Genomic DNA, 23683 nt, shown 5'->3' with positions numbered 1-23683 from the left:
ACAGGAAGCCTAAGCTATCGCCTTAAAATATCAAGTGCTTGTTGATGTAATTCAGGCGTCGCCGCGGCTAAAACATTTCCGTCAGAATGCAGATTCAAACAGTCACCGGACCAATCTGTAATAATTCCGCCAGCTTCCTGAATTACCGGAACAAGGGCCATGTAATCGTAGGATTGCAATCCTTGTTCAATGACGATATCTGTCCAACCGGACGCCAGCATTCCGTATATATAGCAATCACCACCGTAACGCTGTAACCGCGTTTTTTCGCTTACTTCACTAAATCGCCCTTTATCCGTACCTGTAAAATAATCAGGCGATGTAGTCATTAGAATAGCGTCACTAAGCTTTGTACAGGCACTTACATTGCATTTTTCACCATTGTAAAAGCAACCTTGCCCTTGCACGCCAATCCAAAATTCATGCATAGCCGGCATTGAAATAGCACCAATACGCACCCTCTGCAGATGCATATAAGCTATAAGAGTTCCGTAAACGGGCAAACCCGCTATAAAACTCTTTGTCCCATCAATAGGGTCAATTACCCAGAGATCGTCCCGGTCTAAGCCCTCCGAGCCGTGTTCTTCGCCAAGTATTCCGTGAGAAGGATAGTTCTTTAATATCATTTCGCGTAAAAGGCGTTCCGTCTCTTGGTCAGCAATAGTGACAGGAGATTTGTCCTGTTTTGTCATAATATCTATTGGATGACGAAAATAGGACGTTGTGCAAGCTGCAGCAACATTTGCCAAAGACCCTGTAAAATCAACCATTTCGGACCAATTTTCGATTTCTGGCATTCTTAAAAAATTTGGATTACCCAAAGGCTCTTCTCGCTTTGCAATACCTAGCTCAATAACTTAGTGACGTGCTTTGAACCATAAACCACAAAAACACAAGAAATTTCACAATATTCAACAAATTAGTGGGCGTATTTCCAAGCTATACAGCAAAAATCACACAAATTCTTGACATGCTTCTGCCAACCAGGCACCGACATACCTGCCAAAAGAACATCGGACGTAAATGTGAAATGCATTTGGACCCGTTTGCTCCACAATAACTTGAGATTTGGCAATAAGTGTTTGTACACAATTATCAGGGCTAAATACCCGCGGATGAAAATCAAATTCAGAGCTTTTCATCAACACCTGATGAGCATTTTCCCCTGTAAGTTCAAAAATAGTTCGGTTGGCACTTACATCGTTTATTGCCGAATGTTCACCGATTAGCGCTTTTTCAAGCTTCCAAACAAGATCATTCTGTTTTTGATCTTCGGCCACGACAAGCCATTCATCGGGCGACAGCCAAAGCGCCTTAATACCAGATCCGGTGGAGACCGTATTCGGAGTCAAAGGCAAATCCAATCCCAAAACAGATTTTGTCGATGTCAAAAAATTCTTGTTTTCTGGGTTTCCGCGCAGGTTAAGTTGCCCGCGGAAGGTCAATTCCCGTAGACAGGTCGGAAAATCTTCCTTCAGATTACTTGCAGGTGACATCCTGTTTTCCAGCTTAACCATTCAGTCTCTCCCCCGCTTTATCATAAAAAACCGGATCAACAATTTCAGCGGTTAAAGTCCCACTCTTCAAGGGAGCATATATTGTATCGCCATGACGGTTTTGCCCCCCCTTCACAACTGCCAAAGCAATCGATCTCCCTAATTTTGCGCTATAATAACTCGACGTAACATGACCAACCATTGGCATCGGGATGGCAGCGTTAGACTCGAAAACCAGCTGTGCGCCCTCTGGAAGAACTTCAGATGGGTTTTCTGTTAACAACCCAACTAACTGCTTTCGGTCGGAGCGAATTGTATCCGGTCGGGCAAATGATCTTTTGCCAATGAAATCAGGTTTTTTCTTAGAAACAATCCAATCCATTCCCAAATCTTGCGGCGTTGTTGTCCCGTCCGTTTCCTGGCCCACGATGATAAAACCTTTTTCAGCGCGAAGAATATGCATACTTTCCGTTCCATAGGGCGTAATCCCAAACTCTTCGCCGGCCTCCATCACTTGTTCCCATACTGCTTTACCAAAATACCACGGAACATTGATTTCATACGATAATTCACCGGTGAAACTAATACGGAAAATTCGAGCACTAATTCCCGCGACCTCTCCTTCTTGAAAAGACATATAGGGAAATGCGTCGTTAGAAAGATCCATATCAGGAGCAATTTTTGCCAATAAGTCACGTGCTTTTGGACCGGCAATTGACACCGTCGCCCATTGCTCTGTAACTGATGTGCAGTAAACGTCCAAATCTGGCCATTCAGTTTGTAAATATTCTTCTAGCCAATCCAGCACAATTGCGGCATTGCCGGACGTCGTGGTCATCAAAAACCGATCATCTGCAAGACGTCCCGTTGTACCATCATCAAAAACCATTCCGTCTTCATGACACATCAAGCCATAGCGAACTTTACCTATCCCGAGCTTTAGCCAGGCGTTGGTATAAATACGGTTCAAAAACTCGGCGGCATCGGGTCCCCGCACATCAATTTTACCCAGCGTCGATGCATCCAGAACACCTACAGAGTTCCGCACTGCTAAGCATTCTCTGTTCAATGCCGCTTGCATGTCCTCACCCTGCTTGGGATAATACCAAGGTCGCTTCCATTGACCGACATTTTCGAATTCCGCCCCATTATCCACATGCCAATCATGAATACTGGTAACCCGAACAGGATCTGACCAAGCTCCCAAATTACGCCCAGCCAGGGCTCCATACGAGACGGGTGTATATGGCGGCCGAAACGTTGTTGTTCCAACCTTTGGGATCGGTTTATCCAAAATGCCAGAAAGAATAGCTAAAGCATTTATATTAGAAGTTTTTCCTTGATCTGTTCCAAATCCAGTAAGCGTATATCTTTTTATATGCTCAATGGATTCAAAGCCTTCACGTGTCGCCAATTCTATGTCAGCTGCTGTTGAGTCATTTTGCAAATCAACAAAATGCTTGACCATTCCCTCGCCGACAGGCCGATAACTCGGAACAATCCAAAACGGTTCGATTTCTCCGATCTCCGGCTCGTCGGTGACCGACGCGGCAGCACTGGCTTTCAGCTCGAAGCCGGTGTTACTTGCCGCTTTTCGGCCCGAAATCTGCCCCTCATCCAAACAATCCCGCAAAGAAAAACTCCCGGTAACGGCACCGGCGAACATTTGCTGCTGAACGGCTTGCCCTGGAACGAAGCAGGCTTTTTCTTCCAAATATTCAAGTTTACCCTGAGATTGACTGAACAAATGAACCACTGGGCTCCATCCACCAGACATCGCGATCAAATCACAGTCAATCATTGTCGGGGAAGACGTGTAAACCTTTGCGCCTTTTTGGATAGGTCTGACCTCGACTTTCGTGACCCGCTTGCCACCTTTTGTCGCCGTTATGGCATACCCCTCTAAAATCTTGATGCCAGCGTCTTCCGCTAGTTTTTTAAGCGCGGTATCGACTTCTGTCCGGCAATCAATTATTGCTGCTATTTTTGCGCCTGCGGCCTTGAGGTCCAATGCCGCCTCATAAGCGCTATCGTTATTGCAAAAAAAGGCGATATTTTTTCCAGCCAACACACCATATCGATTAGCGTATGTCTGTACGGCACCGGCGAGCATAATACCGGGTCGATCATTATCAGCAAAGACCAAAGGCCGTTCATGACATCCAGTTGCAAGAACTACCTCAGTTGCTCGAACATGCCAGACACGCTGGCGCACTTTGCCTATGCGATCTTTCGTCGGAAGATGATCTGTTTTCTGTTGCAGAATACATAGGTAATTTTGATCATAATAGCCGAAAGCAGTAGATCTGGTCAGGATTGTCACTTCCGGCATCGCCGTCAATTCGTCCCGAATAGCCTGTATCCACTTTATAGCTTCCTCGCCATTAATCGTCCTCTTCAAACCAAGAAGACTACCACCTACCTCACTTTGCTCATCGACAAGAACAACCCGCGCACCCGCGCGCCCGGCTTCCAATGCCGCGCTGAGGCCCGCCGGGCCTGCGCCGACAATCAATACATCCGCATGGCAATGCATATGATCGTAAATATCAGGATCTTTCTCCGTTGGGGCTTTGCCCCAACCTGCCGCACGACGAATTACGGGTTCATATAATTTCATCCAGAAAGATCGTGGCCACATGAACGTCTTATTATAAAATCCGGCCGTAAAGATTTTGGCAAACACTCCATTTACAGCGCTGACATCAAAATCAACAGAAGGCCAGACATTAACACTGCTGGCATCAAGTCCCTCATACAATGATATTTGAGTTGCTCTGATATTCGGTTCTGTCGTAGCGCCCGTCCCCAACTGCACCATAGAGTTTGGCTCTTCGGATCCCGCGGCTACAATTCCTCGCGGCCGATGATATTTAAAGCTTCTGCCAACGAGATGGACACCATTCGCCAGTAACGCCGATGCTAAAGTATCTCCCTCGAAACCTGAATAGCTTTCACCATTGAAAGTAAATTGGATGGGCTTTTGCCGGTCAATGCGGCCGCCTTCATTGGTTCTATTCAGCCAACTCATGAGCTTTTGTCCGCTTTTGCTGGTAAATCGGGAGGTGTATCACCCATTTTATAAACAGCCAAAATTTCATGGCTAACTGTATTGCGCAGCACATTGAACCAACGGCGACATCCATTGCTGTGGCACCATCTTTCTTGAAACAAACCTTTGGTATTCTTACGCATGAACAGAAATTCTGCCCAATCTCTATCCGACAATGCGTCAGGGTTTTCCGGGCGCACGATATGAGCTTCCCCGCCGTACTGAAACTCCGTTTCATGCCGTTTACCGCACCAGGGGCAATCTATATTCAACATTATTTCGTCCCTTTAATGTGCAACAGCGGCGGCGCCGTGTTCATCGATTAGTGCACCTGTTTCAAACCGGTTGAGAGTAAAAGGTGCATTGAGTTTATGGGGCTCATCCTTTGCGACAGTATGAGCAAACGCCCATCCGGAGCCTGGTGTTGCTTTAAAGCCGCCCGTGCCCCACCCGCAATTAAAATACAACCCATCGATAGGTGTCTTGGAAATAATTGGAGACGCATCAGGACATACATCGACGATGCCGCCCCATGTCCGCATCATGCGCACACGGCTGAAAATTGGGAATAGTTCGAGACAGGCACCCAGTTGGTGTTCAATTACGTGGAAACTGCCACGCTGACCGTAGGAATTAAAACTATCCACACCGGCGCCCATTACCAATTCTCCTTTATCGGATTGACTTACATAGACATGAACCGCCCCGGACATAACAACACAGTCGATAACAGGTTTTATAGGCTCAGAGACCAACGCCTGCAAAGGATGGCTTTCAACAGGAAGGCGCAACCCCGCCATATTCGCCACGACAGAACTATGGCCTGCTGCGACAACCGCAACTTTCTTCGCGCCAATATATCCGCGGCTGGTTTCTACGCCAACGACCTTGCCGCCTTCTCGCGTTATGCCCGTTACTTCGCAATTTTGAATTATATCGACACCACGAGCATCTGCGGCCCTAGCGTAGCCCCAGGCAACACTATCATGGCGCGCGACCCCGCCTCGACGTTGCAGCGTGGCCCCCAAGACAGGATGGCGGGCCTCTTTCGAAATATTAATAATTGGACAAAAATCTTTGACCCCCTCCGCATCAAGCCACTCCGCATCAACGCCATTGAGGCGATTAGCATTTACACGGCGAACACCTTCTCGAACATCTCCAAGGTTGTGGGCGAGATTGAGAACACCGCGTTGACTCAACATGACATTATAATTTATGTCCTGAGAAAGGCCTTCCCAAAGTTGCAGAGATTTTTCGTAAATTGCAGCGCTTTCATCCCATAAATAGTTAGAACGGACGATCGTTGTATTACGCGCGGTATTACCACCACCAAGCCAGCCTTTTTCCAAAACAGCAACATTGGTAATACCGTGTTCTTTTGCAAGATAGTAAGCTGTTGCCAATCCATGGCCCCCACCGCCAATTATAATCACATCATAATCCGTTTTCGGCTCGGGACTACGCCATTGTTCCGGCCAATTTTTGTGATGTGTTAAAGCATTTCGTGCAATGGAAAAAATGGAATATTTCACCTGGAATTGTCCTTATTCCGTCCCGAGTTGAAGTAGTCGCGCAGGCGACATTGACTGTCGCTGATTTTGACATCTTAACACTAAGGAAAGATGTCCGAAATAGTCATTTACTGCGATGTAACCGACATTCTCCCCGCCCTCAATCATCACTGATTTAATCGATCAATAAAATACAGCCTTGCAACGAAGCTAGACCGCTTGGGAAGAAAATTATGTCGCATCATGAATAGCTGGTTAAAACGCATGTCGTCACTGTGAAAACCGTAGAGCGTTTGGCACATCCAAACTTGCGCCCTTAATCTTCGAAGATCTGGTATTTAATCCCGCGCCACTAACAGAGAGACATATTGCAATGACCGATCAACATGCTAACCCGAAAAGTGATATAGATATCGCGCAAGCTGCCACGATGAAAAGAATTGCCGAAGTCGCTGAAAATAGTCTTGGCATTCATTCCGACAATTTGGAACCCTACGGACATTATAAAGCCAAACTCTCGTTGGATTACATCAAGACACTTGCTGATAAACCAGACGGCAAATTGATCCTCGTCACCGCGATGACACCAACTCCGGCTGGCGAAGGAAAAACCACGACGACTGTGGGTCTTGGCGATGCGCTTAATCGCATTGGCAAGAAGACGATGATCTGTCTACGCGAACCATCACTCGGCCCTTGTTTCGGAATGAAAGGGGGTGCAGCAGGCGGAGGATATGCGCAGGTCGTCCCCATGACGGATATTAATCTTCACTTCACTGGTGATTTTCATGCGATCGGCGTTGCCAATAATCTGCTTGCTGCCATGGTCGACAATCATATTTATTGGGGTAACCAGCTTGGCTTGGATGAAAGACGGATAATCTGGAGGCGGGTTGTTGATATGAACGACCGTGCCCTTCGAAATATCGTCAATAGTCTTGGGGGTATATCTGACGGATTTCCCCGGGAAGACCATTTTGATATTACGGTTGCCTCAGAGGTAATGGCTATTTTCTGCCTCGCCATAGACATCGATGACCTTAAGCGACGCTTGGGCAATATTATCGTAGGTTATACTCGCGAGAAAACTCCGGTGTATGCTAAAGACATCAATGCACACGGCGCTATGACCGTTTTATTGAAAGATGCTTTCCAACCAAATCTCGTTCAAACCTTGGAAAACAACCCAGCATTCATTCATGGCGGACCGTTTGCAAATATTGCTCATGGATGCAATTCCGTTCTCGCCACAAAAACAGCCTTGAAACTCGCCGATTATGTCGTCACGGAAGCCGGCTTTGGAGCTGATCTGGGCGCTGAAAAGTTTCTCGATATTAAATGCCGTAAAGCAGGCTTAAAACCCGAAGTCGCCGTTGTTGTGGCCACCATCAGAGCGTTGAAAATGCACGGAGGCGTTGCTAAAGCAGACCTCGGTGCTGAAGATGTTAAGGCTGTTGCCGAGGGCGGAGAAAACCTCGCGCGTCATGTTGAAAACCTCAAGAAGTTTGGTTTACCCGTTATTGTGGCCATCAACAAGTTTTCTGCTGATACTGAAGATGAAGTCAATCAAGTACGGCAAATATGCGCAGAGCTTGGCGTCGATGCGATCGAATCTGATCATTGGGGAAATGGCGGTGCCGGAGCAGAAGATCTAGCTCAGGCAGTCGCGTCGATCATTGATAAAAACGGCAGTAACTATGCACCATTATATAATGATGCGCTGCCCTTATGGGATAAAGTTCGCACAGTCGCGCAAACGCTCTATGGCGCGCAAGGTATTATTGCAGATCAAAAGGTACGAAATCAGTTTCAAGAACTGCAAGAAGGTGGATTTGGTCATTACCCGGTATGTATTGCAAAAACTCAATACAGCTTTTCCACCGATCCGAACCTAAAAGGCGCTCCAAGCAACCATGTCGTTCCCATCCGAGAAATTCGGGTTGCAGGTGGCGCGGAGTTTGTTGTCGCCGTTTGCGGTGACATTATGACCATGCCTGGTCTTCCCCGTATTCCTGCAGCCAATTCAATTGACATTAATGACGAAGGCGAAATTATAGGTCTTTTCTAATCTGATACTAAGTACCTTCCTGAAAAGAGCAGCTTTCTAACAGCTGCTCTTTTTTTGATCACCATGTAAGATTTTGTTTGTTTTTTTCTCGTTCTAAAGTAGCGTTCGATGAAGATAGTCACTAATTCATTTTTTGGACCTAATATATTTGGAAACACCTTCTGCCGCCACACCAGCAAAATTCAGAATCGGCTTCTGCCTCGTTCCGGAGTTTTCAGCTATTGCCTTTATTTCAGCTGTTGACACCCTGCGGCTTGCAAACCAGCTTTCAGATGAAAAAATATATAGTTGGGAGTGCTATTCCGTCGACGGCAATCCAGCCATAAGCAGCGCCGGTATCGAATTCTCGGTGCAAGGTAAAATATCCGATATGCCCGCCCTACCCATTGTCTTCACATGTAGTGGCATAAACATCCGAAATCATACGAGTCCACAACTTATTTCGGCACTTCGTCGGATGGCGTCGCATGGTTCTGAACTAGGTGCTATTTGTACAGCAACATATGTTTTAGCAAAAGCTGGTCTATTAAATGACCATCGCTGCACCATACATTGGGAAAATCTTTCCGGATTTCGCGAAGAGTTTCCGGAACTGGACATCACGTCAGAGCTCTTTGAAATTGATCGAAATCGCTATACATGCGCGGGCGGCACGGCGTCTTTGGATATGATGCTGAGCCTTGTTTCCAATCATGTGAATCACGAATTGTCCTTATCCATTGCAGATCAATTAATATATCATCGGATTCGGGAAAGTTCAGAACGTCAACGCATGGAATTACGGGCGCGGTTAGGCATATCGCACCCAAAACTTCTGGGTGCTATCGCCTGCATGGAAGACAATCTCGAAGAACCGTTAAGTTGCAGCGATCTCGCGACAGAGGTCGGCTTATCAACCCGCCAACTGGAACGGTTATTTCAAAAATATTTGGAACATTCACCAACCCGTTATTATCTGGGATTACGGCTTGATCGAGCCCGCTATCTCCTCACCCAAACCAGTCTACCCATCATCGAAGTGGCACTTGCCTGTGGTTTCGTTTCCGCTTCGCATTTTTCTAAATGCCATCGGGAGCATTTCGGACGGACACCAAGTGAAGAACGTCGTATTCGGCATTAAATTTACTTGGGGCGGCGGCGGCGGCGGCGACCCCCTGAAGCGGAAAGTTCGTCCGCTGAATTAACCTTCGGATCTGGAAATTTTACTGTCTTTGTCAAATTTGGATAGGATGCGTTTTTGTGAGGAATCGCCATTGCATCGACAAAATATTCTTGGAATTTAGGTTCAACCGCAGTTTCGATTTTTTCTACGGTTTTAACGACGTTTTCAATGTCAGTTCGTGATTGGTTATTTAGCAACGCGATACGCGCGCCCACTCCGGCGGCGTTACCAACACCATGTACATTTTTCAAATCACAATCAGGGATCATACCTAGAACCATCGCGTATTTTGTATCAATATGGCTGCCAAAAGCCCCGGTAAGTAGAATCCTTTCAACGGTTTCAACACCGAATTTATCCATTAGCAATTTCGCACCTGCGTACAATGCCGCTTTCGCCAATTGTATTGCACGAACATCCGTTTGATAAATTTTCAGCTCACTCTCGCCATCGCGAATTACATATGAAAAAGTGCGGCCATCAGCAACAATACGTGGGCTTTTACTAGCCAAGGATCCATCGATGACCCCATCGACACTCAAAATGCCACTCAGATACATTTCGGCGATGACTTCGATTATACCTGAACCGCAAATCCCCGTTATGCCGGACTTCGCGGTTTCCTCGTCAAATCCTTCTTCATTGGACCATAAATCGCTACCGATTACTTTAAATCTCGGCTCCAACGTTTCGGGATCAATTCGAACCCGCTCTATGGCACCAGCCGCGGCCCGTTGGCCACATGATATCTGAGCGCCTTCAAATGCCGGACCGGTAGGCGAAGAAGCGGCCAATAATCGATCACTATTCCCAAGCACAATTTCTGCGTTCGTCCCGACATCAACAATAAGGGTTACTTGCCGTTGTAAATGCGGCGCTTCTGAAAGAATAACGGCTGCGGTATCTGCGCCGACATGACCAGCAATGCACGGTAAAAAATATACCCGACCGTCAGGATTTGAGGTAAGCCCAATTTCGCTAGCCCAAAGCGTCAAACTGCTGTTCGTCGTTAAGGCAAAGGGAGCGCCGCCAAGTTCCGTTGGATCTATACCCACCAAAAGATGATGCATAATCGGGTTACCAACGAAGACAGCATTCAAAATATCGGCTGGATCAATATCAGCTAGTTTTGTTACTTCAGCGATAAGCTCATTTATGCCTCCGCGAACAGAATCCGTTAGCAGTTTATCACCGCCAGGATTCATCATTATATAAGAGACCCGGCTCATGAGGTCTTCACCATATCGGATTTGCGGGTTCATCATTCCGGACGAGGCGACGACCTCACCGCTAGAAAGATCGCACAAATGCATTGCAATGGTAGTAGATCCCACGTCCACGGCCAGCCCATAAGCCAAATTATGAAAGCCGGGCCAAATTTTGCTAATGCGTTTATTTCGGTGGACAGCGACCGTTACGTTCCAATTACCCGAACGAAGGGTTTTTTGGAGCACTTGCAAAGTTCTCAAGTCGCATTCGAGCTCAGTTAAGCCCCATTGCTGATTGAGTGCCAGCTCAAGCCGTTCAAAGTCACCTGACGGATTATGCATATCCGGTTCTTGGACCTGTACAAAATGCAATCGGATCGCCGGATCCATCTCAATTTTGCGATCATCTGCCTTCTTAACGATGACTTGCCGATGGACTTGGCTGGAGGCGGGAACGTCGATTATTACATCGCCCATCAATTGTGCATGGCAACTTAATCGTCGCCCTTCTGGCAAGCCTCGGCGCTCTCTAAATTTTTCTTCGCCTACAGCAAAAGGAGAAAGTGAATTCTCGCGGCTGACAACTCCATGTTTTGCAAATTCTCCGGCAGTCAGATTTACTTGACATCTGCCACAGATTCCCCGTCCGCCGCACACACTATCAATGTCAACACCCAAAATACGGGCAGCCTCTAGAACCGGAGTTCCTTCGGGAAATCGCCCGCGTTTACCGGAGGGTGTAAAAACAATGAGATGTAATTTTTCCTGTTCAATCAGGTGATTAGGCATTACGCCTCCGCCGTCGAGTACCTCTGCGGCCCATTTCTTCACTGCCTTCTGCTGCAGGTTCACGGAACGTCTTGATCCAGTTAACACAATTGGGGTCATGACCCATAACGACATTGGCACCTTTTACCGCTGCCATTTCTGGCTCATGCAAAGGGTTTGTGATGGCGGAGGTCATCCCGGCCCCAATTGCCATCGATAAAAACGCTGCGTTCATGCCATGGCGGTTAGGAAGTCCGAAACTGAAATTCGACGCGCCGCAAGTGGTATTGACTTTAAGTTCCGTACGAAGCCTGTGAATAAGGGTCAATACCTGACGGCCTGCATCATTAATAGCACCGACCGGCATTACTAACGGATCTACAACCACATCTGCGGGCGAAATACCGTAATCCTGAGCCCGTTCAACAATTTTCTTCGCAACGGCAAAGCGGACATCCGGATCTTCAGATATTCCGGTTTCGTCATTTGAAATTGCAACTACTGCGGCACCATGTTTCTTGACCAACGGCAATACTGTCTCAAGTCGATCTTCTTCACCCGTTACCGAATTAACCAGCGCTTTTCCTTTGTATACGGCCAGACCTGATTCCAAGGCTTCGACAATTGAGCTGTCGATTGACAGTGGTGCATCTGTGAGGCTTTGAACGAGCTGGATAGCTTCTGCAAGTATACGAGGTTCGTCGGCAAGCGGAATACCTGCATTAACGTCCAACATTTGGGCGCCAGCAGCGATTTGGGCCAATGCATCAGATTCGACCCGACTGTAATCACCGATTTTCATTTCCGCCGCTAGAAGTTTTCGTCCAGTTGGATTTATCCTCTCGCCGATAATGACAAAAGGACGGTCGAAGCCGATGACAACTTCTTTGGTAGCTGAGGAAATGATAGTGTCAGTCATACATATTAGCCTTGATATAAAGGGGCAACACCCGGTGTTTCATTTGTTCCATTAAAGGCTTAAGTTGACCAAAATCTTTCCCATTACCGACTTAGACTTCCTCAGAAGCGGCAGCAACCGCTTCTTGGGGATCAATTGACTTATCTAATTGTTCTTTCACTGTTTCCACCGCATCTGAAACAGCCTCAAAATCCGGATTGACTTCCCTTGTCCACGGCTTGCGTCCCTTTAGGACACCAGCTTCGTAAACAATATCAGCGACCAGCTCCTCCTGTCGATATGCCATCACATGGGCGCCGGAAACACCTTTCATTTCATGCACTTGCTGAAGCATTTCGATACAGATATTTTTTCCCTCGAGTTTTTGATTTTCGGCGCCTTCCAGGCGTTCAATGACACTATCCGGAATATGTATGCCAGGAACATTGGAACGGATCCATTTCGCGGCTTTTGCTGAAGCCAAAGGGCCGACACCAATTAGTATAAAGCACTTTTCATCTAGCCCTTGGTCCCGGACTTGCTCCATATATCGTTCAAGCATTGGTATATCGAAACAATATTGAGACTGTACGAATTGTGCTCCAGCTTCGATTTTTTTGGCCAAACGAAGTGCCCGGAATTCATAAGGAGGCGCAAATGGATTGATGGCAGCCCCTAAAAAAACTTGCGGTGGCGCTGTGATTTTGCGCCCAGATAGGAATTTACCTTCATCCCGCATCTGTTTTATTGTTCGGAGCAATGACATACAATCAAGGTCGAAGACAGGTTTAGCGCCGGGTTGGTCCCCCGCTTGAACACCATCGCCTGTCAAACACAGTATGTTATTCACACCCATTGCCGCCGCGCCAAGAACATTTCCCTGAATAGCAATACGATTATGGTCGCGACAGGATATTTGCATTATGGGAGAATACCCCACACGCGTAAGCAAAGCACATATACTCACCGACGACATGTGACAGTTAGCGCCGGAACCATCTGTGGCATTGATCCCATCGACCCATCCATCAAAAATAGCACCGCGCTCAAACACTTCATTTGGGTCTGCGCTGTCCGGCGGATTAAGTTCTGCAGTCACCGCAAATTCTCCGGCGCGCAATATTCTCTCCAGTCGACCATGCGAAGAATGGCCTGGCAACGCGGGTAGCGGTTCTCCCGTATCTCCGTAATGGTTTTGGGTCAATGCAGATCACCTGTCGCTACGGTAGGCATTTTCTCTTTTTCTATCCGGGCCGCGTCTTCCGCCGTAACTCGCAGCCAGGAAGATGATCCGCGATAGGAATGATTGACCGGCTCCTGAACTTTCAATATTTGATTGCCATTTTGCATATTCTGACTGCCCTTCCACGCTTCAACCCAGACGCAAGGCATATCCGGCTCCACTTCGCAATTTCCATTGGCACGAACACCGCCGCAAGGACCATTGCGCAGCGATTTAGGGCAATTCATCGGGCAGGACATTCCTGTATCGCTGAGAACACATTGTCCGCACATCCGACAATCGAACAGTAATCCCTTCACTGCTTTCTCAATAAATACAACAGGCTTTTCCGCTCTTTGATAGCCAACCCATGACCAAAAGGGGTGCAATTTTAGGAATGTTTTCGCGAGAAGCTTATATATGATCTCCAAGCCCCGTGAATGCCTAACCGACCAAAGCCTGATGGTAAAAAGAGCGCGGGAGCGAACAACAGGACTTGCATGTGAAGGCTGATAAGCTGTTTTAGGCATCGGATTCACGCCCTCCATTAGCCACCAACCGTTTCACGACATCTTTGTCATAGTCGGCTTCAATCTTAGCTGCGGCTGTGTCCGCTGCTTCCTGCATGTCGCCATCAACCTGTTCCGCGGTCACCTTTCGCCAACCTTCAAGATATGCATCTGTTTCATGGGATCCGTCACGCATGGCCGCCATATCGATAGCGACCTGGAACCGCTCTGAGAGCAGTACCTTGGCATTTTTACGACCTTGTTTCACGACGACTTGCGACGGTATATCCCGCCAGTATAAAATACTAAGTTGCGCCACTATATTTTATCCCACCTTTTTATTGAGAAAGTTTTCAAGCCCTGTTAGGCCCGTAAAGCGGTACTCATATTCTAATGAAAGCCGCTCAGCTGCTGCTTTTGCTTTCGCCTGTAGTTCCGCATTCTTTGTCTGGGAAAGAAACAGAACTTTCTTGTAATTACCGAAATACATGGGAAGTAATTCAGGATGTCTTTCTATTCCAAGGTCTTTTATGATGAGGCGATCGAAATGCCGCGCGAGATAATCTGTTAAATAAAATGTGCCTGGTTCTGCATCAGCGTAGTGTTTAAAAACATCTGCGCCTGCAAAAAATTCGTAGCAATGTGCCCCTGGTATCCGCTCCACACCTTCTTCACGCAAAACGTTATCCAGCAAACCACCCGTTCCACAATCGCCATAAAGTGCCAAAATTTGATCAAAGTCCGCTTTGTTATCTCTAATCTTTTGCCTCATCGCGTCAGGTATTAGCGTTGGAGAATTATGAAGTTTTGCTGGCAAACACGTTATCTCTAAATGTCGCCATTTCTTTTCGTCAATAACCGCCAATGTTTCATCCGCCAGTGCACCACAAGCGATCAGCAGGGTTTTTGGGTGAGAATGCTCCATTTCACAATCCTTCCCTGAGCGTTTAGTCAGGCAGCTCGGCGTTCGGCGACCATCCGTTGGGCAATTTCAACGGTCATCGCCGCGTCTCGTCCATATGCATCGGCACCAACGCTATCAGCGAACTCTTCATTGAGCGGAGCTCCGCCAACCATGACGATGAAATCATCGCGGATACCCTTTTCCTTCATAGTATCGATGACGACTTTCATATACGGCATGGTGGTTGTAAGAAGTGCGGACATGCCAATGATATCTGGCTCGTGCTCTTCCAAGGCTGCTATATAGTTTTCGACGGGATTGTTTATCCCTAAATCGATCACTTCAAAGCCAGCCCCTTCCATCATCATGATCACAAGGTTTTTACCGATATCGTGAATATCGCCCTTTACGGTCCCAATCACCATTTTACCGGCTTTTGGCGCTCCCGTTTCAGCGAGTAAGGGCTTCAGGATAGTCATGCCTGATTTCATCGAGTTTGCGGAAAGCAAGACTTCTGGAACAAACAAAATACCATCGCGAAAATCGATGCCAACAATCCGCATGCCTTCAACCAGAGCTTCCGTCAGAACCTTATAAGGCACCCAACCACGCCCCAGAAGAATGTTAACACCTTCACATACCTCGTCGGCCAAACCGTCATAGAGATCATCATGCATCTGCTCAACAAGTTCAGAATCATCTAACGTAGAGAGGTCAATTTCGTCTTCGTCCATATCAAGGCTCCACAGAGTTGGTCAAATTACTGTTTTCATCTAAAAATATTCAGGCAACACGCCCGTAAAAACTATCCTGCCTCAGACATTGAATAATTTTTCAGCGACACGGCCTTCCTAAATCTGCGTTTTCTATGCAATATCAGGATCTAAGACGGCTATTTTCAGGGTCGAAAATTGATTCCTCAATCACGATTGCGTTGTATCTTTCCCCGAGAATTTCGATCTTAAGTTGGGTGCCTATTGCTTCCAGTCCCGCCGTTATATAGCCCTGTGCCAAGCTTTTTCCGACCCAATGACCATATGCTCCTGCAGTCGCGCGACCCACTATTTTGCCATCAAGATCGTATAACGGTTCGTTACCCATTGGATCCGCATCTTTGATCCCTAATACTTCAAGACAAACAAAAGACTGCGGGACACCGGCTTCCTTCTGTGCAATCAAAGCATCGCGACCGACGAAATCCCCCTTGTCCAAATGAACAAATTTTTCGAGACCGGCCTCAAAAACCGTATACTCGCTGGTCAAATCCTGGCCCCACATGCGGTAATTTTTCTCCATCCGCAAGCTGTCCATTGCGCGCATTCCGCACATTGACAATCCAAACTCTTCTCCAGCCTCGACGATTGCGTCATAGATATGATTTTGATATTCGATTGGGTGATGCAGTTCCCAACCCAAGTCCCCGACAAAATTAACCCGTAATGCACGGCACGGCGCTAAACCAACTGTAATATGTTGACCGGTCAACCATTTAAAACCGTCATTAGACAAATCGGCATCTGTTATTTTCGATAAAATATCGCGTGCTCGTGGCCCGGCCAAAACCAATACGCCATGTGCTGTGGTCACATTGTCCAAACGGACAGAACCATCGTCCGGCAAATTCTTTAAGAGATAGTCATGGTCAAATCGTTCCGCTGCGCCGGAACTGACCAGATAAAACTCCTCTGGTCCATCTCGCATGATCGTAAATTCAGACCGGATTCCCCCGCTTTTATTCAGGGCATGGCTTAGATTAATACGACCAATTCCCTTCGGTAATTTCCGACAAACAAGTGGATCGAGATAAGCTTCTGAACCCGGCCCACTTACTTGGAATTTAGAAAAGCTAGTAATATCAATGAGGCCAGCGTTTTCACGCATATTCTTGACTTCATTTCCAACATGTTCGAAATAGTTTGACCGCCGGAAACTCCACACGTCTTTGCGTTCCACACCTTCTGGTGCAAACCAGTTGGGGCGTTCCCATCCATAACGTTGACCAAAGACCGCTCCGCGTGCTGCCATGCGATCATGACATGGACTCATCTTTAATGGACGTCCGGCGCCACGTTCTTCATCCGGATAATGGATGACGAAAACATGCTCATAACATTCTTCGTTCTTTATTTTCGTATAGGGTTTGGTGGCATAAGTCCCAAATCGTCGTGGATCAACATCCATCATGTCAATGCCGGGCTGGCCCTCGGTTATCCATTCGGCAAGTTGCCATCCAGAACCACCTGCCGCCGTAACACCAAAACTATGGCCTTCGTTCAACCAGAAATTCTTTAACCCCCAAGCCGGGCCAATCATTGGGCTTCCGTCTGGCGTATAAGCAATCGGACCATTGACGATGTCTTTGATCCCTGCATCAGCAAATGTTGGCACGCGGGCAATGGCAGCCTCAACATGGGGCATCAGGCGCTCCAAATCCCCCGGAAACAGATCCTGACCAAAGGTTTCGGGCACACCGTCAACGAAACAGGCCGGCGCTCCTTTTTCATATGGGCCTAGAATATATCCCTGGCGCTCTTCGCGAAGATAGTACGAAGCATCGCTTTCCCGTAGAACCGCCATTTCCGGAAGGCCCTGTTTTTTTCGCTCGACTAGTTCCGGGACTTCGTCCGTGACGATATATTGGTGCTCGACCGGGATGACCGGAATATCGAGCCCAACCATGGATAAAGTCTGGCGGGCGTAATTTCCTGTGCAGCTCACGACATGCTCCGCCGTAATATCACCTTTGTTGGTTTTAATCAGCCACTCACCATTTCGTTGTTGCTCTATGGAAAGTACTTCAGTTTGACGATAGATTTCCGCGCCGCGATTTCGGGCCCCAATTGCCATAGCATTGGTTACATCGACAGGTGCAATATGTCCGTCGTCCGGATGATACAGAGCGCCCACTAGTCCGTCTGTATCGCTTAACGGCCAGAGTTCTTTTACTTGCTGCGGAGTGATAATTTCATAGGGTACGCCAATAGTATTCGCGGTACCGCAATATTTCATATACTCGTCCATGCGTTCTTTATTTGTCGCAAGGCGCAGATTACCTGTCACATGAAAACTAACATTTTGACCGGTCTCTGCTTCCAGTCGTTTATATAAGTCGACACTGTATTTGTGAATTTTGCCGACAGCGTAGCTCATATTGAACAATGGTAACAAGCCGGCAGCATGCCACGTAGATCCGGCAGTAAGCTCCGTACGTTCCAAAAGAACAACGTCGCTCCACCCTTTTTTTGTCAGATGGTAAAGTGTACTGACGCCAACGACGCCTCCGCCAATGACAACGACCCGTGCATGTGATTTCATTGTTTTGTCCCTTGAGCGCGCATAAACGCCAATTGTTCTGCTTCGTTATTTCTGAAAATACCGTGACGATTGCTTGTGGTTCCTGCTAACGACGCGGCGACGCTCGCTGTTCCTTTCCCGCCATGTAAAATCTCGCAAACAGCTTCCTGACGGAAATGTTCTATAATCGTCAGACAAACAGCGTAAAAAGACGCCATTGCGCTAGTCGTCGATTGAGAATTGTTTTTAATAACAACGAAGACAGTTTTTTATCTGTTATCTCATGAACGCTGGAGATAAATAATGAGTGAACCGAGAACCCGTGGAGCCCGCCGTGGTCGCGAAGCGAGGAAAGAAGCACGACAAAACAAAGCAGGGAAATCTATTCCCTATATAAAGAGAAATATTCCGGTCTCGAATTTAACCAGCGACGAAGCTTTAGAAATTATCGAAGCCAACGCGGATATTATTCTTGAAGAAATCGGCATCGATTTTCGCGACGACCCTGAATCCTTGCAATTATGGAAAGACGCAGGTGCTGACGTGCAAGGAGAACGCGTTCATTTTCCGAAGGGGTTGTGCCGAGAACTCTTGAAAACAGCTCCTTCAGAATTTACACAATTCGCCCGAAACACAGCCAACAATGTTCAAATTGGCGGGAACAATACTGTTTTCGCTCCCGTCTATGGCCCTCCGTTTGTACACGATATGGACAAAGGGCGGCGGTATGGCACCATCGAAGATTTCGAAAACTTTGTGAAACTCGCTTACATGGCGCCAGCCATGCATCATTCCGGCGGAACAGTTTGCGAGCCCGTAGATTTGCCCGTCAATAAACGGCATTTTGACATGGTATATAGCCATATTAAATATTCGGACAAACCGTTTATGGGTTCTGTCACAGCGCCCGAACGTGCGCAAGACAGTGTAGATATGGCGTCCTTGGTTTTTGGGGAAGATTTTGTTCAAAACAATTGCGTCATGTTGAACTTGATTAACGCGAATTCGCCTATGACTTTCGACGCGACGATGCTGGGCGCTTTGCGAACTTATGCCGCGAATAATCAGGCATGTGTTGTCTCACCATTTATCCTGTCTGGCGCCATGAGCCCTGTCTCACCGGCTGGAACCCTATCACAGCTGTTGGCTGAGGCCCTTGCTGGAACGGCGCTAACGCAAGTCATCAAACCAGGCACACCTGTTATATTTGGCACCTTCGTAAGCTCTATCTCAATGCAATCTGGCGCACCAACGTTTGGGACCCCTGAAAGTTCATTGGTCTTAAATGGTGCTGCGCAGCTTTCGCGCCGCCTTAATTTGCCCTTCCGGTCCGGCGGATCGTTTACAGCCTCGAAGCTACCCGATGCACAAGCAGCATATGAAAGCGCGCAAACACTTCTTATGACCTTGATGTCAGGTGTCAATTTTGCACTGCATTCCGCCGGATGGTTGGAAGGTGGGTTATGTTCATCTTACGAAAAATTTGTTATGGATATCGACCAATGTGCCATGATGGAAGTGATGGCACGAGGGATTGACGTCAGCGAAAACGGACAGGCCATGGATGCAGTTCGCGAAGTCGGCCCTGGCGGACATTTCCTCGGTTGCGCCCATACACAAGCTAATTTCGAAGACGCTTTCTATAGATCTCGGATCGCGGACAATAATTCCGTAGAACAATGGCAAAGTGACGGCAGTAAGGACACGGCGACGCGTGCTAACGAAACCTGGAAACAAATGCTAAACGACTATCAGGCGCCAGCCTTAGATCCAGGAATTGATGAATCATTACAAGCCTTTATGGAAAATCGAAAAAATGAATTTCCGGATTCAAATGTTTAGTGCCGATCAGGGGTAAAAGCTCCTCCAAAAGCGAACCGGCTTCCCGGATGATAGAGGCGTACCGTCGTGATTACATCGACTTCAGCATAGGTATGCCGCTCAAGTGTCAGAACCGGTTCGTCTTCTTTCAAATTCAGTAATTCTTTTTGATCGGCACTGGGAATTTCGGCACTTATACGGTGATCAGCCCGACTATAGGGGACAGTTCGGATAAGAAACCCACTCGGTGTTTCCGATGCAAAATCCTGCTTAAGAAAATTCGGCACCTGCTTTGGATTTACGTAACGGTCTTCCAACTGAACAGGTTCTCCATTTTCACGATGAAGTAGAACACAATGAAAGAAGGAATTACCTGCAGTCCCACTCATTACAATTGAAATGTCGTCAGGTGCAACGACAGTTTGCAACACCAATATCTCGGAATTATGCTGGTTTCCACGGGATTCAATTTCATCGGCAATATTCTTGATTTCCAGCAGGCCTGTTTCCAATTTTGCTGGTGCCACAAAAGTTCCGGATCCTTGCCTCCGTGCAAGTACACCATCCTGCGTCAATTCTCTTAGAGCCCGATTAATGGTCATCCGCGATGCATCCAAATCCCGAACCAATGCATGCTCTGTTGGAATTTTATCTCCGGCTTTCCAGGCACCGGATTGAATTTTTCCAACGATAAGCCGCTTAATCTGAATATAGAGCGGGTCAGTTTTTTTGATGTCTAATTGCGTCGCGATATTCATACCGAGTTCACTACTCCACCGTCGCTGGATTCTTATAAACTGGCGACCAGTTCAGTCATGGCCTTACCAAAACGTTCTTTTATTACCTCTTCAGAGGAATGATGTCCGTCAATTACCACCAACTTGCCATCAATGGCCACATCTTTTACCACTGAATTATCGCCTGCAAACAGCCAGCTATCGATAACAGTATGCTTTGGCTTACCAATTATCGAAGGATGCAAAGGATCAAGAACAGCAAAATTTCCTTGACCGCCGACCTCCAGTCCGGATTTTCCGGGCCGACCAAGCGCCTGATGACCCCCGGTCACAGCTTCTAAAAATATCCGTTCGCCTGTGGACGCGTTCTTACTTCCAAGTATATTTCTCGATTGAAGGTTCAAGCGTTGTCCGTATTCAAGTAAGCGGCATTCTTCTGCAAGCGAGATCAAAATGTTGCTGTCCGAGCCAAGGGCAATTCGGCCGCCCTGCCCCATGAATTCACTCGCCGGGAAAAGCCCATCACCTAAATTTGCTTCCGTGATTGGGCAAAGACCAACAACAGCTCCTGAATTTGCAATAGCCGCAATTTCATTTGGCACTAAATGTGTTGCATGAACGAGGCACCATCTGTCGGATAAATCAACATTGTTGTTTAACCACTCGACTGGCCTTTGGTCCGACCAATTGACGCAGTCTTCAACTTCCTGATTTTGCTCCGCAATGTGAATATGACAAGGCATATCCGCGGAAATAGTGTTCAATAAGCCCATCAATGCTTCTGGATCTACCGCTCGTAGAGAATGTGGGGCGACCCCAATACTCATTCCTGCCACATCTGGCACTCGTTTCTGCAATTTGTCGACTAGATCAACAAAATGATCGAGGCTATGTGTGAAGCGTCTTTGCTGAGCCTTGGGTTCCATAGCTCCAAAGCCACCATATTGATATAGAACTGGCAGTAGCGTTAAACCGATTCCAGTTTCCAACGTTGCGGCGACAATTTTGTCGCTCATTTCAGCTGGATTGGAGAAGGCCTGACCGTCTGTATCATTATGCAGATAATGAAATTCTCCTACGGAAGTGAACCCGGCTTTCAGCATTTCCACATAGAGTTGGCTTGCAATTGCCTGAAGCTGATCCGGACTAATCTCGCCCAGAAAAGAATACATGACATTGCGCCAACTCCAAAAACTATCCGCTTCATTCCCGCTAAACTCCGCCAGGCCTGCCATGGCGCGCTGAAAAGCATGAGAATGGACATTCGCCATTCCTGGCACGGCATATCCCGTATGGCTATGATCGGCCTCACTTGAGGAGCCCTTGGAAAGAGAAATGATTGACCCAGATGGATCAACTGTCATCAGCAGATCCTGCAGCCATCGTCCGCCACTTAGAATATCCGAAAAATAATGCTTGATCATCTGCCCATTCCTATCATAATAATTTGTATATACAATTTTTAATCCAAGGGCAAAATGAAAATGGCAATGGGAAAAATCGACCGGCTTTTTACCAACGCCCAGATTGCAAGCATGATACCCGCCGAAGCGCCATATGGGATGGATGCCGCCACGGCACTCGGAATTAGTTCTGGGAAAATCACCTGGATGGGCCATCTTGACGATCTGGATCCGAAAACCCTTTCTGATAGTGTCGAAGTAACAGATGTCGAAGGTCGGTGTATCACTCCGGGCCTAATTGATTGTCATACTCATCTTGTTTATGCAGGAAATCGTGCCCAAGAATTTGAAATGGCTTTAAACGGCACTTCTTACGAAGAAATTGCTAAAAAAGGCGGTGGCATCCTTTCAACAGTTACACAAACCCGGGACGCCAGCGAAGCAGAACTAGCTGCCACAAGCCAACCACGGCTTGAGGCGATGATGGCGTGCGGCGTAACAACTGTGGAAATTAAATCCGGATATGGATTGGATCTGGAAAACGAGATTAAAATGCTTGAGGTCGCTAAACATCTGGGTGAAATTAATCCTGTCCGTGTCAAAAAAACCTTTCTTGGTGCCCATGCCTTACCGCCGGAATTTTCTGGAGATTCAGATGGGTATATGGCGAAGGTCTGTCACGAAATGCTGCCTACAGCTCATACACTCGGTCTCGTCGATGCCGTTGATGCTTTTTGTGAAAAAATTGCCTTTTCAGAAACACAAGTTCGACAACTATTCAAAGTCGCTGAAAAATTGGGTATTCCCGTTAAATTGCATGCCGAACAATTAAGTAACTTAAAAGGTGCAGAGTTAGCATCACACTTTAATGCTCTTTCCGCAGATCATCTCGAATATCTGGACGAACAGGGTGTGATGGCTATGGCAAAATCCGGCACCGTCGCTGTCATTTTACCGGGCGCTTTTTACTTTCTTCGCGAAACAAAAAAGCCGCCTATTGAGTTATTACGCAAACACGGGGTGCCCATTGCCCTCGCCACTGACTGTAATCCTGGTTCATCGCCGACAACATCGCCGCTCTTGATGATGAATATGGCTGCCATTTTATTCCGTTTGACGCCGGAAGAGGCGTTAGCCGGTTTTACACGCCATGCCGCCGCGGCGCTCGGCATGGAGTCAGAAATTGGTACGCTCGAAATTGGAAAGCGGGCCGATCTCGCCATCTGGGATATAGATCACCCTTCCGAGTTAACTCAAGGTATCGGATCTAACCCATTGTTTTTAAGATATTTTGGACAAGAATATGTCAATAATTAAATTGAACATCAAAGCAGGTCATTTAAGCCTAACCGATTTGCGAACTATCTACGAAGGGCCAGTTAACCTCGAGCTCGACCCGGAATGTTGGCCCGCTGTTGCCAAAAGCGCGGACGCAGTTCAAAGTATCGTAGATCAGAATAAAACGGTTTATGGCATCAATACCGGCTTTGGCCGTTTGGCTCAGGAGGTTATTCCGACGGAGAACCTCAAAGATCTGCAAAAAAACCTTGTGCTTTCCCACTCAACAGGGATCGGTCCAAATCTACCTGATTCAATCGTTCGGCTTATTTTAGCGATGAAAGCAACG

General features: G+C 47.3%; 21 protein-coding genes. 5 read left to right on the top strand and 16 right to left on the bottom strand.

What is annotated here, in order from left to right; all coding sequences use genetic code 11:
* Positions 1-14: 14 nt before the first annotated feature.
* From hisN to V7723_RS14170, 5 genes are all read right to left on the bottom strand, one after another.
* The gene (gene hisN, locus V7723_RS14190; RefSeq protein ID WP_443024231.1) at positions 15-797 is read right to left on the bottom strand and encodes a histidinol-phosphatase; all 783 of its coding nucleotides are present in this window, start codon (positions 795-797) and stop codon (positions 15-17) included.
* Positions 798-953: 156 nt separating this feature from the next.
* Entirely contained in the window at positions 954-1517 is a 564-nt protein-coding gene (locus tag V7723_RS14185) for a sarcosine oxidase subunit gamma (protein WP_335685143.1), read from the bottom strand.
* Positions 1510-4527, bottom strand: coding sequence for a sarcosine oxidase subunit alpha (locus V7723_RS14180; protein ID WP_335685142.1), 3018 nt, complete (start codon positions 4525-4527; stop codon positions 1510-1512). Before V7723_RS14180 ends, V7723_RS14185 begins: the two co-directional genes overlap by 8 nt.
* The gene (locus V7723_RS14175; RefSeq protein ID WP_335685141.1) at positions 4524-4823 is read right to left on the bottom strand and encodes a sarcosine oxidase subunit delta; all 300 of its coding nucleotides are present in this window, start codon (positions 4821-4823) and stop codon (positions 4524-4526) included. Before V7723_RS14175 ends, V7723_RS14180 begins: the two co-directional genes overlap by 4 nt.
* 12 nt (positions 4824-4835) lie before the next feature.
* Positions 4836-6083 carry a sarcosine oxidase subunit beta family protein gene (locus V7723_RS14170; RefSeq protein ID WP_335685140.1) on the bottom strand — a complete coding sequence of 416 codons (1248 nt, stop codon included), beginning with the start codon at positions 6081-6083 and terminating at the stop codon, positions 4836-4838.
* A gap of 352 nt (positions 6084-6435) precedes the next feature.
* Between V7723_RS14170 and V7723_RS14165 the strand changes: the two genes are divergently transcribed.
* Both V7723_RS14165 and V7723_RS14160 read left to right on the top strand, forming a co-directional pair.
* Entirely contained in the window at positions 6436-8130 is a 1695-nt protein-coding gene (locus V7723_RS14165; RefSeq protein ID WP_335685139.1) for a formate--tetrahydrofolate ligase, read from the top strand.
* A gap of 148 nt (positions 8131-8278) precedes the next feature.
* Positions 8279-9250 (top strand): GlxA family transcriptional regulator, encoded by a 972-nt coding sequence (locus V7723_RS14160; protein WP_335685138.1) that lies wholly within the window; start codon positions 8279-8281, stop codon positions 9248-9250.
* Between the two features lie 2 nt (positions 9251-9252).
* Here the strand turns inward: V7723_RS14160 and V7723_RS14155 are convergent, their stop codons facing one another.
* The 9 genes from V7723_RS14155 to V7723_RS14115 all read right to left on the bottom strand — a co-directional run bounded on the left by V7723_RS14155 (position 9253) and on the right by V7723_RS14115 (position 18313).
* Positions 9253-11289 carry an ASKHA domain-containing protein gene (locus V7723_RS14155; RefSeq protein WP_335685137.1) on the bottom strand — a complete coding sequence of 679 codons (2037 nt, stop codon included), beginning with the start codon at positions 11287-11289 and terminating at the stop codon, positions 9253-9255.
* Entirely contained in the window at positions 11282-12187 is a 906-nt protein-coding gene (locus V7723_RS14150; RefSeq protein WP_335685136.1) for a methyltetrahydrofolate cobalamin methyltransferase, read from the bottom strand. Before V7723_RS14150 ends, V7723_RS14155 begins: the two co-directional genes overlap by 8 nt.
* A gap of 91 nt (positions 12188-12278) precedes the next feature.
* The gene (locus tag V7723_RS14145) at positions 12279-13370 is read right to left on the bottom strand and encodes a methylenetetrahydrofolate reductase (protein WP_335685135.1); all 1092 of its coding nucleotides are present in this window, start codon (positions 13368-13370) and stop codon (positions 12279-12281) included.
* Positions 13367-13918: a methylenetetrahydrofolate reductase C-terminal domain-containing protein gene (locus V7723_RS14140; protein ID WP_335685134.1), complete on the bottom strand. Its 552-nt coding sequence runs from the start codon at positions 13916-13918 to the stop codon at positions 13367-13369. Before V7723_RS14140 ends, V7723_RS14145 begins: the two co-directional genes overlap by 4 nt.
* On the bottom strand, positions 13911-14216 hold the full coding sequence (locus tag V7723_RS14135) for a virulence factor (RefSeq protein ID WP_335685133.1): 306 nt from the start codon (positions 14214-14216) through the stop codon (positions 13911-13913). Before V7723_RS14135 ends, V7723_RS14140 begins: the two co-directional genes overlap by 8 nt.
* 6 nt (positions 14217-14222) lie before the next feature.
* On the bottom strand, positions 14223-14822 hold the full coding sequence (locus tag V7723_RS14130; RefSeq protein WP_335685132.1) for a DUF1638 domain-containing protein: 600 nt from the start codon (positions 14820-14822) through the stop codon (positions 14223-14225).
* A 26-nt stretch (positions 14823-14848) separates the two neighbouring features.
* Positions 14849-15535, bottom strand: coding sequence for a corrinoid protein (locus V7723_RS14125; RefSeq protein ID WP_335685131.1), 687 nt, complete (start codon positions 15533-15535; stop codon positions 14849-14851).
* Between the two features lie 142 nt (positions 15536-15677).
* On the bottom strand, positions 15678-18116 hold the full coding sequence (locus V7723_RS14120) for a GcvT family protein (protein ID WP_335685130.1): 2439 nt from the start codon (positions 18114-18116) through the stop codon (positions 15678-15680).
* Positions 18113-18313 carry a hypothetical protein gene (locus V7723_RS14115; protein WP_335685129.1) on the bottom strand — a complete coding sequence of 67 codons (201 nt, stop codon included), beginning with the start codon at positions 18311-18313 and terminating at the stop codon, positions 18113-18115. Before V7723_RS14115 ends, V7723_RS14120 begins: the two co-directional genes overlap by 4 nt.
* Before the next feature lie 85 nt (positions 18314-18398).
* On the opposite strand from V7723_RS14115, the gene V7723_RS14110 reads away from it, so the two are divergent.
* Entirely contained in the window at positions 18399-19937 is a 1539-nt protein-coding gene (locus V7723_RS14110) for a trimethylamine methyltransferase family protein (protein WP_335685128.1), read from the top strand.
* Here V7723_RS14110 and hutC read toward each other — a convergent pair.
* Complete coding sequence (hutC, locus tag V7723_RS14105; protein WP_335685127.1) at positions 19934-20674, bottom strand: histidine utilization repressor; 741 nt, start codon at positions 20672-20674, stop codon at positions 19934-19936. The two genes, V7723_RS14110 and hutC, sit on opposite strands and share 4 nt — an antisense overlap.
* A 32-nt stretch (positions 20675-20706) precedes the next feature.
* Entirely contained in the window at positions 20707-22077 is a 1371-nt protein-coding gene (locus V7723_RS14100; protein ID WP_335685126.1) for a formimidoylglutamate deiminase, read from the bottom strand.
* 60 nt (positions 22078-22137) lie between these two features.
* On the opposite strand from V7723_RS14100, the gene hutI reads away from it, so the two are divergent.
* Positions 22138-23373 (top strand): imidazolonepropionase, encoded by a 1236-nt coding sequence (gene hutI / locus V7723_RS14095; RefSeq protein ID WP_335685125.1) that lies wholly within the window; start codon positions 22138-22140, stop codon positions 23371-23373.
* Positions 23360-23683, top strand: a 324-nt coding sequence (locus V7723_RS14090; RefSeq protein ID WP_335685124.1) for an aromatic amino acid lyase, incomplete at its 3' end; no start/stop codon positions are given. The genes hutI and V7723_RS14090, both read left to right, overlap by 14 nt.

Source organism: Sneathiella sp., from assembly GCF_036960985.1.
In the GTDB taxonomy this organism is placed as follows: Bacteria; Pseudomonadota; Alphaproteobacteria; order Sneathiellales; family Sneathiellaceae; genus Sneathiella.
The sequence above is the reverse complement of the archived record's forward strand: the minus strand, read 5'-3'. Positions and strand labels throughout refer to the sequence as shown.

Excerpts from the sequence above, each read along its gene's own strand:
- hutI (WP_335685125.1), top strand. The coding sequence starts at position 22,138 with ATGGCAATGGGAAAAATCGACCGGCTTTTTACCAACGCCCAGATTGCA.
- V7723_RS14120 (WP_335685130.1), bottom strand. The coding sequence starts at position 18,116 with ATGAAATCACATGCACGGGTCGTTGTCATTGGCGGAGGCGTCGTTGGC.
- V7723_RS14185 (WP_335685143.1), bottom strand. The coding sequence starts at position 1,517 with ATGGTTAAGCTGGAAAACAGGATGTCACCTGCAAGTAATCTGAAGGAA.
- V7723_RS14175 (WP_335685141.1), bottom strand. The coding sequence starts at position 4,823 with ATGTTGAATATAGATTGCCCCTGGTGCGGTAAACGGCATGAAACGGAG.
- V7723_RS14150 (WP_335685136.1), bottom strand. The coding sequence starts at position 12,187 with ATGACTGACACTATCATTTCCTCAGCTACCAAAGAAGTTGTCATCGGC.
- hisN (WP_443024231.1), bottom strand. The coding sequence starts at position 797 with ATGCCAGAAATCGAAAATTGGTCCGAAATGGTTGATTTTACAGGGTCT.
- V7723_RS14155 (WP_335685137.1), bottom strand. The coding sequence starts at position 11,289 with ATGCCTAATCACCTGATTGAACAGGAAAAATTACATCTCATTGTTTTT.
- V7723_RS14100 (WP_335685126.1), bottom strand. The coding sequence starts at position 22,077 with ATGATCAAGCATTATTTTTCGGATATTCTAAGTGGCGGACGATGGCTG.
- V7723_RS14140 (WP_335685134.1), bottom strand. The coding sequence starts at position 13,918 with ATGCCTAAAACAGCTTATCAGCCTTCACATGCAAGTCCTGTTGTTCGC.
- V7723_RS14165 (WP_335685139.1), top strand. The coding sequence starts at position 6,436 with ATGACCGATCAACATGCTAACCCGAAAAGTGATATAGATATCGCGCAA.
- V7723_RS14180 (WP_335685142.1), bottom strand. The coding sequence starts at position 4,527 with ATGAGTTGGCTGAATAGAACCAATGAAGGCGGCCGCATTGACCGGCAA.
- V7723_RS14130 (WP_335685132.1), bottom strand. The coding sequence starts at position 14,822 with ATGGAGCATTCTCACCCAAAAACCCTGCTGATCGCTTGTGGTGCACTG.
- V7723_RS14125 (WP_335685131.1), bottom strand. The coding sequence starts at position 15,535 with ATGGACGAAGACGAAATTGACCTCTCTACGTTAGATGATTCTGAACTT.
- V7723_RS14115 (WP_335685129.1), bottom strand. The coding sequence starts at position 18,313 with ATGGCGTCTTTTTACGCTGTTTGTCTGACGATTATAGAACATTTCCGT.
- hutC (WP_335685127.1), bottom strand. The coding sequence starts at position 20,674 with ATGAATATCGCGACGCAATTAGACATCAAAAAAACTGACCCGCTCTAT.
- V7723_RS14110 (WP_335685128.1), top strand. The coding sequence starts at position 18,399 with ATGAGTGAACCGAGAACCCGTGGAGCCCGCCGTGGTCGCGAAGCGAGG.